General features: G+C 49.7%; 11 protein-coding genes. 7 read left to right on the top strand and 4 right to left on the bottom strand.

Going from position 1 to position 13765, the window contains the following annotated elements; all coding sequences use genetic code 11:
* From CUN67_RS28805 to CUN67_RS28790, 4 genes are all read right to left on the bottom strand, one after another.
* Nucleotides 1-206, bottom strand: a 206-nt coding sequence (locus CUN67_RS28805) for an NAD(P)-binding protein (RefSeq protein ID WP_208718956.1), incomplete at its 3' end; no start/stop codon positions are given.
* Between the two features lie 916 nt (nucleotides 207-1122).
* Nucleotides 1123-2310 carry a M24 family metallopeptidase gene (locus CUN67_RS28800; protein WP_208718954.1) on the bottom strand — a complete coding sequence of 396 codons (1188 nt, stop codon included), beginning with the start codon at nucleotides 2308-2310 and terminating at the stop codon, nucleotides 1123-1125.
* Nucleotides 2311-2326: 16 nt separating this feature from the next.
* Nucleotides 2327-3028, bottom strand: coding sequence for a GntR family transcriptional regulator (locus tag CUN67_RS28795; protein WP_208718952.1), 702 nt, complete (start codon nucleotides 3026-3028; stop codon nucleotides 2327-2329).
* Between the two features lie 57 nt (nucleotides 3029-3085).
* On the bottom strand, nucleotides 3086-4093 hold the full coding sequence (locus CUN67_RS28790; protein ID WP_208718950.1) for a Gfo/Idh/MocA family protein: 1008 nt from the start codon (nucleotides 4091-4093) through the stop codon (nucleotides 3086-3088).
* A 370-nt stretch (nucleotides 4094-4463) separates the two neighbouring features.
* On the opposite strand from CUN67_RS28790, the gene CUN67_RS28785 reads away from it, so the two are divergent.
* The 7 genes from CUN67_RS28785 (at nucleotide 4464) to CUN67_RS28755 (ending at nucleotide 13743) form a co-directional block, all read left to right on the top strand.
* The gene (locus CUN67_RS28785) at nucleotides 4464-5477 is read left to right on the top strand and encodes a TRAP transporter substrate-binding protein (RefSeq protein WP_208718948.1); all 1014 of its coding nucleotides are present in this window, start codon (nucleotides 4464-4466) and stop codon (nucleotides 5475-5477) included.
* A gap of 36 nt (nucleotides 5478-5513) precedes the next feature.
* Nucleotides 5514-7394 carry a TRAP transporter large permease gene (locus CUN67_RS28780; protein ID WP_208718946.1) on the top strand — a complete coding sequence of 627 codons (1881 nt, stop codon included), beginning with the start codon at nucleotides 5514-5516 and terminating at the stop codon, nucleotides 7392-7394.
* A gap of 15 nt (nucleotides 7395-7409) precedes the next feature.
* Nucleotides 7410-7841 (top strand): heme-binding protein, encoded by a 432-nt coding sequence (locus CUN67_RS28775; RefSeq protein ID WP_254711451.1) that lies wholly within the window; start codon nucleotides 7410-7412, stop codon nucleotides 7839-7841.
* Nucleotides 7842-8056: 215 nt separating this feature from the next.
* Nucleotides 8057-9076: a phosphotransferase gene (locus CUN67_RS28770; protein ID WP_208718944.1), complete on the top strand. Its 1020-nt coding sequence runs from the start codon at nucleotides 8057-8059 to the stop codon at nucleotides 9074-9076.
* Between the two features lie 41 nt (nucleotides 9077-9117).
* Complete coding sequence (locus CUN67_RS28765; RefSeq protein ID WP_208718942.1) at nucleotides 9118-10473, top strand: aspartate aminotransferase family protein; 1356 nt, start codon at nucleotides 9118-9120, stop codon at nucleotides 10471-10473.
* A gap of 13 nt (nucleotides 10474-10486) precedes the next feature.
* Entirely contained in the window at nucleotides 10487-12085 is a 1599-nt protein-coding gene (locus tag CUN67_RS28760; protein ID WP_208718940.1) for a gamma-glutamyltransferase family protein, read from the top strand.
* Nucleotides 12086-12222: 137 nt separating this feature from the next.
* Entirely contained in the window at nucleotides 12223-13743 is a 1521-nt protein-coding gene (locus tag CUN67_RS28755; RefSeq protein ID WP_208718938.1) for a CoA-acylating methylmalonate-semialdehyde dehydrogenase, read from the top strand.
* Nucleotides 13744-13765: the final 22 nt, after the last annotated feature.

The raw sequence follows: 13765 nt of genomic DNA, 5'->3' as shown, positions 1-13765 counted from the left end.
TCACTTTTGAATCCCCAGTTAAAGCGGGTATTTTCCAGCGGTAATCCAAGCGCAGCTGGCATGTCCAGAATAATGTTTCTATGACTTTTCCCCGCCTCAAGAAGAAGCACTTTAAATTTGCCACTTTCGCTGAGGCGATTCGCAACCACACAACCTGCTGAACCCGCTCCAACAACAATGTAATCATAATGTGTATTCGTAGTCATAATCCGCCTCAGTGCTTAAAGCATACTAACGTCAAGAATTATCAAATCATCACGTATATCGTATACCATATGTGATTATCGAGATGAACCGGATTTTATTTAAATGAAGCTACACATCACAATTTCATATGGATGATGAACAGAGAATGAGGCATTTCGGGTGAAAGATTTTTTATAGAGGGTGCGATGATGACGTACATCCATTCATGGGCATTAGAGACTGACTCTAACCATCTGTTTTAATTCGTATCTGAAGGAAACCCCCATATTGATGGGTGGTCGATTTTCCCGGGGGATTCAGAGCTGATGCATAAGACAAGCGCATGATCGTTATGCGGGACGCATGGCAGCCCTGTTACGTCATGGACTCTGCTCTACGCTGGCTTTATCAATAGTAAGAATCCACTGCTCATCTTCTGCAATAACTATGCTGGTGACCGCCATCATGGCTGCCACCAGCAGTATTCAAATATGGCTGCCTACCGACAAACAACCGGATAGCAGAAAAATAATCGGGCAAACGGAGACCGCAAAGAAAATTCTCATAGCTATTACCTGTGATTAAAGAATTGAAACACATCCGCTGAGCATTACCACAACCACGACACAAATAAGCCCGATCAACACATTGCTGGTCATATCCATACTTTCACCCCCCCAACATAACTGTACGGTTTAGTTTAGTTATGGGTGATTTTGATGTCAACATGTTTTCATTTTTTGCCCCACCCGGTATTTCTGCAGCGGTTTACTTACCACAAGCTCAATTGAGATGCAGACGTACTGACAGCTTTAGTTTAACAGGATGAAAAAAGGGGCACTTCAGGAATAGTACCCCACAAATCCAACAAGGAACGGGCCAGAGTGATAACCCATTCAATACCGCACAGATGAGGGTTAGTTCAGTCTGTCCGTATTACCGGCCGAATCGAGTCCAGCCGCGTCCGAAGTCACCATAAGCAGCGACCGAACCGTCATGTTCAATCGCCAGTGTATCTTCGAGCTTGATAAAGCCCACTCGCGGATGCTTGATAGCCGTTTCAACAGAAATCACCATTCCCTTTTCCAGGGGGCGTTCAGCATCGGTCGGTTCATAAGGGAAGCCGGACGGAGCCAGACGCGGTGTTTCATGGGTTACCAGGCCAAGACCATGCGCAACAAAATCAACATATTTTGCGTTTGGTGACAGAGCAATCTGCTGATTAGCTGCCGTATAAATTTCACGACCAAGGTTACCTGCTTTGATGGCATTACGCGCTGCCGTCTGAATAGCATCAATTTCCGCCAGCAGATCCTGCTGTTCCGCGTCTGGTTCACCGATAATCGCCATGCGACACAAATCACCAATATAGCCCTGCAGCTGACCACCGGAATCAATGGAGACGATATCGCCTTTCTTCAATACATAATCAGAGGGCGCGCGATTCAGGCTGGTACCGGCTGTAATAAGGCAATATTCATATGACAGACCACGTTTTTCTTCTTCAGCCGCGAGCTTTGCCACCAATTCATTCTTGGTGATGCCGGGGCCTGAATTTGCCACTACTGCCAGCATCGATTCAACCACATCGTCAGATGCTTTCTTAATCAACGCTAACTCAGTTGATGTTTTGATTGATCGCAGGAGTTCCAGTGGACGCTGACAATTAACCAGCTCGGTACCGGGCAAATGCTTCTGCAATGACATCGCAGCTTCGAACGGAATAAAATCAGGTTCGACGCCAATCGTCTTCAGATCGGGTGCCAAATCGCGAATATACTGCACGGCATAGGTCAGCGAATCCTGAATACCCCAGGCACGAGTACTCACCTCTGACATCCAGAATTTATCCAATTCCAGCTCAAAAGATTCCATACCATGGCCAATATATGCCGTTTTTTCAGGTTGCCCGCGGAAATAGACCATCAACGGGAAATATTTACTGGTACCAAACGCTTCAAAATAATCAAAAAAGAAAAATGTATAACCACCCAGTAAATAACGCAGGTTATGGCGAGATGAAATTAAAATGACATCCAATCCGGCATTTTCCAGATATGCATCCAGTTTTTTACTGTCGAATGGAGCCCTTCCCTTTATTACAGGAATAGCGGAGGTACCCATTTTTTGGTTCCTATATTTAACGTTTAATTGCGGATTCCAGCCTTGCGCGTTGATGCAACCAGGCTACCAGTTTTCCACCTTCACTTTCATTATGAGCCCAGGCTTCATGTGCCGCTGCCATTGCATCACCACGCAATAATGCGTCGATCATTGGGCGGTGCTGCTCAATGATGCCAGGGAGATTACCGGTCATTAACTGGTTACTGATCTGGATATACAGACGTACCTGTTGCTCAACCAGTCGGTACTGCTCAGCAAGGCGCTTATGGCCAACACACTCAATAAGTGTTCTGTGCAGTGCGAAATCACATTCACTGGCATCATGCACACTGCCTTTCATACAGGCGTGAACCAGATTGTTCATGGCCTCTTCTATCATTTTCTGCAACTGAGGCGTCATGTTTTCTGCGGCGAGTCTGATCGCAAGACTTTCAAGGCTTGCCCTTAAGGTCCAGAGTTCCCAGGCATCGTCCGCGGTCAGCGACTTCACTTCCCAACTGGTATAAGGTTTTTTGACCAGCAAACCTTCAGTAGCAAGTTGATGTAATCCTGTGCGTAAGGTCGCGCGTCCGATCCCCATCTGATCGGCCAGCGTTGTTTCCGTGATGCGCTCACCAGGCTGCAGAGCACCGGAAAGAATATATTCCCGGAGATTGTCAGTAGCCAGTGCTTCTATTGACCGCTTTTCCAGCGGTACGAGTGAACGTTTTACAGCCACGATGTCTTCCTTACTGAACTCTGTTTTCGTTGTTAGCCCTGAGGCAAATGTCCAGCGTTACCATTCAAGGTGAACAGTTTCACCCTGCAACGCTGATTTCAGTGCAGCTTCAATAACTCTGATTTGTGCTGCACCCTGGTGGTGCAATGCGCTTCTGTTAGGTAATCCCCGAACTGCAAGGGCAAATTCGGAAAATTGATTACGGAACAGGTCATTAGTAACCAGCAACGTTGCACCTTCTCCCTGAGGTGGAGAGAGTACTACTTCGTCGTTAACCAGCACGGTGTTCACATCACGAATCTCTACGTGATAGTTATCGAACAGCAGGTAGTAACGTTCAAAGAAGGGCTGCTGGTTGTAAGACAGATGCACAGTCGCCATCTTATCATCTGGATAGCGAAGAAGAATCATTGCTTCGTCTTCTGCTTTCCAGCAATCACGCCAACGGGTGGCTTCTGCATGCACGCGCAGTGGGTAATGGCCTAACATCGCCTGTACGAAATCAACCGTATGTGAGCCCAGCATCGGGAAAACTAGACCCTCTTCTGGTGTACGATCTTTCCACCAGGGTGCCTGTGGGCCGGGCCAGTACATACAGAAAGACGCCTGGATAGCACGCAGATTACCAAAGCGCTCCATATTGTCCTGCACGTAACGAATGGCTGAACCATGGCGGCGTGACTGACCTACCGCCAGCACACGATTGGTTTCATCTGCCACAGCAGCCATTTTAGCGGCTGTTTTGTAATCATCCGCCATCGGTTTTTCAACCAGCACATGACGTCCACCACGCATACACTCCTCAGCGGCAGGACCATGAAGCTGGTTCGGCAGGCAAAGATCGAATGCTTCGATCTCCGGGCATTTGAGAGCCTCTTCAATGGAGGAAAACGCATAAAGCGCGCCATGTTTCTCAGCAGACGCTTTTGCCAGTTCGATATTTTGGTCGACAACGGCAATCAGTGTTCCTTTTTCCGGTTGGGCAGTAATGGCACCAAGATGCGCATCTGACACCCGGCCAGCACCAACCACGGCCATACCGACTGGGATGAATTTATCTGACATGTTTTTACCTTCTCAACGTAAATCGCAAGCAACGGAGTGATATTTCAAAACCCGGTTTAAATCACAGTTACCGTGAGGTTTTAATGGGATGCTACGGCCATAGACGATTGTCGTCAATACAAAATTATAATCACCAAAATAGTGCCTTGATGCATTATTTTGGTGCAAAAACCCAGCAAAGAATTTTATACTTCCCGTCAGAGCATGCGGTAAAAACAAATAATAAAAACGTTATTTTACAGTTATATATACCAATAAGGATGCAAGATAAGTCAATATTGGCCCCTCGTTTGCTTAGGGAAATACAACATGGTTGGTTGTCGACAATCATGACTAAAATACAAAATTACGCCCATTTGTGGAGATTGCCATGAGCATTAACCGTCGCAAGTTTTTAAAGGCTTCGGCAGCAACATTGCTGACACTGCCTTTAGCGGGAACTTTTTCGAAAGCGTTTGCTGCATCAAGCTACACACTCAAAATTGGAAACTCTTTTCCCAGTGCACATCCCCTGAACGTGCGTTTGAAACAAGCTGCTGAAGCAGTAGAAAAGAAAACGAATGGTCAGATGAAAGTCCGTATTTTCGCTGACAGCGCGTTAGGTTCTGACAGCGATATGATGAGTCAGGTACGATCCGGTGCGCTGGATGCCGTCTGCACCTCTTTGCTGTTTTTTGAATCTCTTGAGCCTTCCGCCAATATTGCTGGTCTCGGGTTTGGCTATAAGGACTACAACACCGTTTGGTCCGCATGGGACGGCGATGTGGGTCACTATGTGCGCGGCCGCTTATCAAAATTGGGAATTACCCCGTTAGAGAAAACCTGGGACAATGGTTTTCGTCAGATAACCAATAACGTGCATCCCATCAATAATGTGGCAGACCTCGCCGGCATGAAGATTCGTGTGCCCAGCGCGCGTATTCAACAGGATTTGTTCGTTTCCCTCGGCGCGGCACCGACATCCGTAAATATTAAAGAAACCTACTCTGCACTCAAAACGCACGTGGTCGATGGTCAGGAAAATGCCCTGACCCATGCCGAATTCTGGAAGTTCTACGAAGTACAGAAATATTGCTCCATGACCAGCCACATGTGGGATGGTCTGACCGTGGTATGCAACAGCGATATCTATAACGGTATCCCTGATGAGCTGCGCAATATTTTTACTCAAACCTTCAATGATACTGCACTGCTCCAGCGTCAGGACATGGTGACACTGAATACCAATCTGCGCGATTCACTGAGCAAAAAAGGGCTGATTTTTAACGACGTTGATAAAGCCCCTTTCCGTAAGAAACTGGAAGATGCTGGTTTCTACAAAAAATGGCGTGGAATAGTTGGCGAAGAAGTATGGGCAATGTACGAAAAGTACGCCAACGCATGATCGTCCATTTAGCAACGTTACGTTTCTGAGGTGAAAATGAGTATCCCCTTTTCTATAGAAAACTCACTGTATTCCGACCGTCGCCTGTCGTGGTTGGGGCGAATTGAAGGTATATCCGGAGAAATAGTCGGCGGGCTGGCCGCCGCTATTATTCTGTTTGAAACAGTGCTCTTGGCAATGGGGGTATTCGCCCGTTACGTATTGCACTCACCTATCTTCTGGGGCGATGAGCTGGCATTAATCCTGTTTGCCTGGCTTTCCATGTTTGGTGCAGTGCTGGCATTGCGCAATGCACAGCATATGAAGCTGACTTTTATTGTCGATAAACTTTCGCCGGCAAGGCAGGTCCAGGTTCGGGTATTTACCTGGACGCTGCTTACCGCAGTCATTACCGCTTTGCTGATTGCATCCTGGAACTACACCACACACTCATGGATTGAGAAAACGCCTGCATTGCAGGTGTCCGTAGGATACCGCGCTGCGGCTATCACTGTTGGTTTTGGTCTGATGCTGATCACCTGCCTGGCACGTTTGCAGGAGATTGCTCGCTTATCTTCTTTGCTGTGGTCTGCCCTGATTATTGGCGTGATTGCGGCTGCGTTCTGGTACTCGCAATCGTTCTTTAATGACATTGGCAACTACAGCCTGATTTTCTTCTTTGTTGTACTGGTGCTGGTCTGCATCGCAGCCGGTATAGAAATCGCGTTAACATTTGCTCTGGCTACCCTTGCCTACATTGGCATCATGACTCATGCCCCCTTCAGCATTGTCATTAACCGTCTGGATGCGGCGATTTCGGACTTCGTGCTGCTCTCAATCCCGCTGTTTATCTTTGTGGGCGTGTTGCTGGAGGCCACCGGACTTTCCAAAGCATTGATCGAACTGATGGTTAAAATGCTGGGGCATGTTAAAGGAGGGTTCCATTACGTGCTGATTGCCGCCATGTATCTGGTCTCCGGTATCTCCGGTTCCAAATCTGCAGATATGGCAGCCATTGCCCCTATCCTGTTACCGGAAATGAAACGCCGTGGCAATAATGAAGGAGAAACGGTCGCTCTGCTCTCAGTATCAGGTGCAATGGCAGAGACCATCCCCCCCAGCATTATTCTGATTGCTGTCGGCGTATCTTCGGGCGTATCCATTGCTTCACTGTTTGTCAGTGGTCTGGTGCCAGCTCTGCTGGGACTCATTGCACTGGGGGCAGTCGTGTTCTTCCGCCATCGCAAAAGTACGGCGGTGAATGTCGAACGTGCCAGTAAAAAAGAAATCCTCAAAGCGCTGTTTTATGCTCTGCCTGCTCTTATGTTGCCGCTGCTGATCCGTGCTGCGGTCGTCGAAGGTGTGGCGACAGCGACTGAAGTTGCCACCGTAGGCGTTGTGTACTCCATAGTCTGCGGCTTGGTTGTCTATCGTCAGTTCCCGTTAAAAAGAATCTATCGCGCAATGATCGCAACCGCATCCCTGACCGGGGCCATCATGCTGGTAACCGGTCTCGCGGGTGGTATGGCGTGGGCGCTGACCCAGAGCGGATTCTCTGACGATCTGATGTCTATGATGCAAAATCTGCCAGGTGGCTGGATTGGCTTCATTCTGTTTTCAATCGTCTTTTTTGCTTTGTTAGGAAGTATTCTGGAAGGTTTCCCCGCAATCGTACTCTTTGCACCACTGATGTTCCCTATCGCCCATGAATTCGGCATTCATGGCGTGCATTACGCCATGGTTGTGGTGCTATCCATGTCGATCGGCCTCTTCTCACCACCTTTTGGAGTGGGCTTCTATTCCGCCTGTGCCATCGGGCGTGTTGCACCCGATAAAGTCATGAAGGACATCTGGGTATATATGTTCGCTTTTATCCTGGTCGTCATTGTTGTTGCGCTGGTGCCATGGTTCTCGGTTGGATTGCTGAAAGATCTGTAATCAAAAAAGGAAGAAATGATGAAAAGTAAGTTGATCCTGGATTTCGCCACCGCCAATGCGGCCTGTGTTGCAGCGATGGGGTATGCGCAGAAACAGGGATGGAATGTCGCAGTGGCGATTGTCGACGATGGCGGTCATCCACTGGTCATAACCCGTACCGATGGCACTTCGCCAATCAGTGTTTACATCGCTCAGGATAAGGCAAAAACAGCCGCCATATCCCGTCGCGAGACGGCCATTTTCGAGCAGGAAATCAATAGCGGACGTTTTGCGTTTATTACTGCACCGATACAGGGCGCTCTTGAGGGCGGCATCCCTTTCATTGCACAGTCACAAACCGTTGGCGCAGTTGGCATCGCTGGTGTAAAGCCACATCAGGCTGCCGAGGTGGCAAAAGCGGCGGTCGAGTCTTTTAACCAATCGGTGAGCCAGAGCGAGGAGAGTTAACCTGAGAGTTAATGCCTGGGTGTTCTTCGGTTGATACCGGATAAAAAATAGAGTTCCTTTTGCAATTTAAGATTGTCGACAAGCGACAATGATCGTAAAAGGATTGGGATGCCATCACTAATTAAGTAATGAAAATGAAACCTATGACGCAAACACAAAATAATAGCAGTGACAAAGTAGCTTCCGAAGGAGGCCTTGCGGGCGCTTATGTCCAAATGAGTAATGATGAAGCTGTTCAGCTTGCAGCACGGGAGTATTCAGTCTCGGCGACAGCTCAGCGCCTCGACACCGAAAAAGATGACACCTTCCTGCTCAAAACGTCTGAAGGGGAAAAATTCATTCTTAAGGTCGCCAATCCGTCAGAAGATGCAGAGGAGATCGATTTTCAGACTGAGCTGCTGCAATACATAACTGAACATGACTCATCGCTACCAGTCCCTCGCACCGTTACGTCTGTCAGCGGTGAACTGCATCCCAATATCACAGACCTCGCCGGCCAGGTGCGTCAGGTACGCCTGATGACTTATCTTGAGGGCACGCCACTCGACCGCACCAGCTCAACCTCCTCTGAACGCGAACATATTGGTGAAATCCTCGGGCGTCTGCGTCTTGCCTGTAAGGGTTTCTCGCATCTCGGTGATTCGCGCGTTCTGGCCTGGGATGTGCAGCACCTTAAAGAGCTACAACATTTGCTGCCAGAGATTGCCGATGACGAACAACGCGCCATGCTGGAGCTGGGTATGAAGCGATATCTGACACTGCTCCCGCGTATTCGCGCATTACGCACTCAGGTACTGCACAACGATTTCAGCCAGTCCAATATCGTGGTTGATCATGAAGCCCCTAATTTTGTCACCGGAATTATTGATTTTGGTGATGCCGTAAAAACAGCAATTGCGATTGATGTCTCCACCGCCCTGCTCAACCAGCTCCCACGCCAGGCTCACGGAGAGCGCGGTGAAGACCTGTTTGCGGCCGGCAAAGACGTACTGAAAGGTTATCTGAGAGTGACAGAGTTAACCGATGAAGAGCTGGAGTTAATCCCTCATCTGACGATGGCGCGAGTGATTGCCCGAACCCTGATCACACACTGGCGCGTAAAACTCTTCCCGGAAAATGCTCCTTACATCATGCGTAACACGGAACAAGGCTGGGCACAGTTGCGTTGGTTCCTGTCACATTCTGTAGAAGAAGTGTCCGCGTCATTGAAGCAAGTTAGCGCTCTGACTGAATAAAAGTTTTATCCCTAAGACCATCAACAAGAGAACGATTTCTTATGACAACTGCTAAGCCGAATGCACCTCGTGGCAAAATGAACAATGCATTTAACCCTAACGATCTCGACCACCTCGATGCAGAAACCCGCAAACAGGTCGAGCGTCGCATGCGTTTACTGGGACCGTCGTATCGCTTGTTCTACAGCAACCCGGTGGAAATCAGTAAAGCAAAAGGCGTGCTGCTTTGGGATAAAAACGGCAACGAATACCTCGATGCATATAACAACGTTGTCTCCATTGGACACGGCCACCCCCGCGTCATTAAGGCCGTGGCTGAGCAGATGGAAAAATTGTGTACCCACACGCGCTACGTGAGTGAAAACATCCTGAATTTCGCCGAAAAATTGCTGGGCACTTTCGGGGGCCGTATCGGTGAAACAGGTCACGCGATGTTTACCTGTACGGGTTCTGAAGCAAACGACCTGGCCATCCGTATTGCCAAACACTATACCGGCAAGAACGGCATTATCGTGACGTCTGAGGCTTATCACGGCAACTCCGACATGACGGCGTCATTTTCTCCTTCTCTCGGTGAAAACTCCGCTCTGGGAACCTGGGTCCGTCGCGTGACTGCACCAGACTCCTATCGTCTGCCTCCAGAGAAGATTGGTCAGATCCTGGCTGAACAGGTTCGCGAGCAAATTAAAGATCTTGAACGTCACGGTGACGGTCTGGCCGCGTTTGTGGTTGATTCCCTCTTCACCTCGGATGGTATCTATCCCTATCCGAAAGATGTGCTGGCGCCGGTTGCTGAAGTGGTGAAAGAAGCCGGTGGCCTGTTTATCGCTGATGAAGTGCAATGTGGCTTTGGCCGCTGCGGTGATGCCATGTGGGGTTACCAGCGTCATGGTATCGATCCGGATATCGTCACGATGGGCAAACCGATGGGGAATGGCTATCCGGTCGCGGGTATCGCTGTCGCTCCTGAAGTGGTTGCCGAGTTTGGCCGTGATATGCGTTATTTCAACACCTTTGGTGGTAACACCGTCGCGATCGCAGCGGCAACGGCCACCTTTGACGTTATCGTTGAAGAGAAGCTGATGGAGAATTGCGCCAAAGTGGGCGATATCATCCTGGAAGGCTTGCAGTTGATGGCAAAACGTTACCCGCAGATCGGTGATGTGCGTGGGGTTGGCCTGTATTTGGGCGTGGAGATCATCAGCGACGCCGCCAATAAAACACCTGATCAGAAAACCGCAACCACCCTTGTCAATGCGCTGCGTGATCGTCGTGTACTGATTTCTGCCACCGGCTTCCACGGTAACGTACTGAAAATTCGCCCGCCATTGGTGTTTACTGCAGAAAATGCAGAACGCCTGTTGGCTGAAATTGATGCTGTTTTTGCTTCACTGTAATCAGGGGACCACTATGAACTGGGATTTACCTTTTTCATCAGGCCGACAACCGGTATTGGGCCGCAACGTGGTTGCGACTTCGCAGCCACTGGCAGCACAAGCAGGCGCGGCAACCTTTGAACGTGGCGGTAACGCCATCGATGCTGCTCTTGCAACGGCCATCACTCTCACCGTAGTAGAGCCTGTAATGAACGGTATCGGTGGTGATGGGTTTGCGCTGATATGGGACGGCACCGAGTTACACGGGTTAAACAGTTCAGGACGTTCGCCGGCTGGCTGGACACCAGAACGTTTTGCTGGCCTTGACGCTATGCCCTACCGCGGTTGGGAAACAGTGACTGTGCCAGGCCAGGTTGCAGGCTGGATTGCACTCTCGCGCAAGTTTGGTCGCCTGCCTTTCAAAGACTTATTTATCGATGCCATTCGTTACGCACGTGAAGGTTTCCCGGTCAGCCCGGTGATTTCACGCCAGTGGGCGCAGTCGGTTAAAGAGCTGCATATGCAGCCCGGTTTCGATGCCTTTATGATCAATGGCCGCGCGCCGAAAACCGGAGAGATCTGGCGTTTTCCTGAGCAAGCCGACACGCTGGAAGAGATTGCGAATACTGAAGGTGAGTCTTTCTACAATGGGCGTCTGGCCCAATGCATCGCTGATTTTGCTGCTCAGCATAACGCCGTATTAACGCGCGAAGATCTTGCCGCACATCAAAGTGAATGGGTCAAACCGATTTCAGTCGATTTCCAGGGGCACAAGGTTCATCAAATTCCACCTAACGGCCAGGGTATTTCCGCCCTGATTGCGCTGGGGTTACTGGAAAACCTCCCGTATAAAGAGACGCAACCAGGCTCTGCCGAACGCATGCACCTGGAAATTGAAGCCATGCGTGTAGCCTTTGCTGATTTGCATCACCATATTGCTGATGCAGACCATATGCGCATTGATCCGCTGTCGTTGTTGGATAAAGAGTATCTGGCAGAACGAGCGAAAACTATTGACCTCAATTTACGTGGCAACCACACCGCCGGTGTGCCGAAAACCAGTGGCACCGTGTACCTGTGCGCCGCCGATGAAGAAGGCCGAATGATCTCCTATATTCAGTCTAACTATCGTGGTTTTGGTTCAGGTGTCGTGGTACCAGGTACTGGAATCTCGCTGCATAACCGTGGTTATGGCTTTGTCACCACACCGGGGCATGTTAATCAGGTTGGCCCCTCTAAGCGGCCTTTACACAGCATTATTCCGGCTTTTCTGACCAAAGATGACAAACCGGTCATGGCCTTTGGCGTAATGGGTGGAAACATGCAGGCGCAGGGCCATGTTCAGATGATGTTACGCAGCATCATGGAAGGCCATAACCCGCAGGCATGTTCAGACGCACCGCGCTGGCGCATTACCGACGATGCGGTTCTCACACTGGAGCCCACCGTTTCGCCTGAAGTCATTGAAGGCCTGAAGAGCATGGGGCATGAACCTGAAGTTCTCCAGCCAGGCAATCTGGACTTTGGCAGCGCACAGCTTGCTCAGCGTCTTGAACAGGACGAGTCAACCGAGGGCGTAGCTTACGTCGCAGGTTCTGATCATCGTCGTGATGGTTTAGCCATCGCTAAATAATCAGCAGTAATAAGGTTGGGCAGCGATAAAAGACTGCCCGGCTTTTTTGGTACCGCGAATATCGCCAACCCGGGAATACTTACAATTCATTTAATTATTAAATGCAACACACAGATGCTGCATAGAAAGGTGAACAAATGAACGATATAACATCTGCAAACACCCATACCCTGATTGGGCATTATATTAATGGTGAGTTTATTCAACCTGCCGACAGCCCGCGTTCGGCCGTTTATAATCCGGCTACCGGTGAAAGCAACAGTGAAGTTTTACTGGCCAATGTAAAAACAGTCGATGAAGCAGTGAAAGCCGCACAAGCCGCCTATCCTGCCTGGGCCGAAACCTCTGCTCTGCGTCGTAGCCGCGTGATGTTTAAGTTTAAAGAATTGCTTGATCGTGACCATAAGATTCTGGCTGAGATGATCACCCGTGAGCATGGCAAAGTCTTCTCTGATGCAATGGGCGAAGTGACCCGTGGCATTGAAGTGGTGGAGTTTGCCTGTGGTGCACCGGCCCTGCTGCGTACCGAATTCAGCGACAACATCGGCGGTGGCATCGATAACTGGAATCTGCGCCAGTCTCTTGGCGTATGTGCGGGCATCACGCCGTTCAACTTTCCGGTGATGGTACCATTGTGGATGATCCCTATGGCACTGGTAACCGGTAACACCTTTATCCTCAAACCTTCCGAGCGCGATCCTTCTGCCAGCCTGCATATTGCCAAACTGCTGACAGAAGCGGGTTTACCGGCAGGGGTGTTCAATGTTGTTCAGGGTGATAAAGCCGCTGTTGATGCCCTGCTGCAACATGACGATGTCGCAGCCGTTTCCTTCGTTGGCTCTACACCGATTGCGCAATACATCTATGAAGAAGGCACGCGCCGTGGCAAACGTGTGCAGGCGCTTGGTGGTGCTAAAAACCACATGATCATCATGCCTGACGCAGATCTGGATATGGCGGCGGATGCCCTGATGGGTGCGGCTTACGGTTCTGCGGGTGAACGCTGCATGGCAATTTCAATAGCGGTCGCTGTCGGCGACGTTGCTGATAAGCTTAATGAGAAGCTGCTGTCACGCATTGCGAAGCTGAAGATTAGCAATGGTATGGAATCCAGCGCAGACATGGGCCCGCTGGTAACCGCAGTCCATAAAGATAAAGTGCTTGGTTATATTGAGTCCGGCATTAAAGAGGGCGCGACCCTGCTGGCTGATGGTCGTAACTGCCAGGCGGATCCGACGGGAAAAGGATTCTTCGTCGGTGCCACATTGTTCGACAACGTAAGTACGGATATGAAAATCTATAAAGAAGAGATTTTCGGACCGGTGCTGGGTATGGTACGCGTCGCCAGTTTCTCCGATGCCGTTGCACTGATTAATGCCCATGAGTTTGGCAACGGCGTGTCATGCTTTACCTCTGACGGCGGTGTGGCTCGAGCCTTTGCCCGTCAGATTAAGGTCGGTATGGTGGGAATTAACGTTCCGATTCCGGTTCCGATGGCATGGCATTCATTTGGCGGCTGGAAACGCTCACTGTTTGGTGACCACCATGCTTATGGGGAAGAAGGATTACGATTCTATACTCGCTATAAAAGTATCATGCAACGCTGGCCAGATAGTATTACTAAGGGTGCTGAATTCAGCATGCCAGTAGCGAAATAAGTCTATCTATGGTGCCTCCTCA

It is taken from the genome of Pantoea cypripedii, assembly GCF_011395035.1.
In the GTDB taxonomy this organism is placed as follows: domain Bacteria; phylum Pseudomonadota; class Gammaproteobacteria; order Enterobacterales; family Enterobacteriaceae; genus Pantoea; species Pantoea cypripedii_A.
The sequence above is the reverse complement of the archived record's forward strand: the minus strand, read 5'-3'. Positions and strand labels throughout refer to the sequence as shown.

Bases quoted from the DNA above. Each gene is read 5' to 3' on its own strand.
- CUN67_RS28780 (WP_208718946.1), top strand. From the start codon at position 5,514: ATGAGTATCCCCTTTTCTATAGAAAACTCACTGTATTCCGACCGTCGC.
- CUN67_RS28755 (WP_208718938.1), top strand. From the start codon at position 12,223: ATGAACGATATAACATCTGCAAACACCCATACCCTGATTGGGCATTAT.
- CUN67_RS28800 (WP_208718954.1), bottom strand. From the start codon at position 2,310: ATGGGTACCTCCGCTATTCCTGTAATAAAGGGAAGGGCTCCATTCGAC.
- CUN67_RS28770 (WP_208718944.1), top strand. From the start codon at position 8,057: ATGAGTAATGATGAAGCTGTTCAGCTTGCAGCACGGGAGTATTCAGTC.
- CUN67_RS28775 (WP_254711451.1), top strand. From the start codon at position 7,410: ATGATGAAAAGTAAGTTGATCCTGGATTTCGCCACCGCCAATGCGGCC.
- CUN67_RS28765 (WP_208718942.1), top strand. From the start codon at position 9,118: ATGACAACTGCTAAGCCGAATGCACCTCGTGGCAAAATGAACAATGCA.
- CUN67_RS28760 (WP_208718940.1), top strand. From the start codon at position 10,487: ATGAACTGGGATTTACCTTTTTCATCAGGCCGACAACCGGTATTGGGC.
- CUN67_RS28790 (WP_208718950.1), bottom strand. From the start codon at position 4,093: ATGTCAGATAAATTCATCCCAGTCGGTATGGCCGTGGTTGGTGCTGGC.
- CUN67_RS28785 (WP_208718948.1), top strand. From the start codon at position 4,464: ATGAGCATTAACCGTCGCAAGTTTTTAAAGGCTTCGGCAGCAACATTG.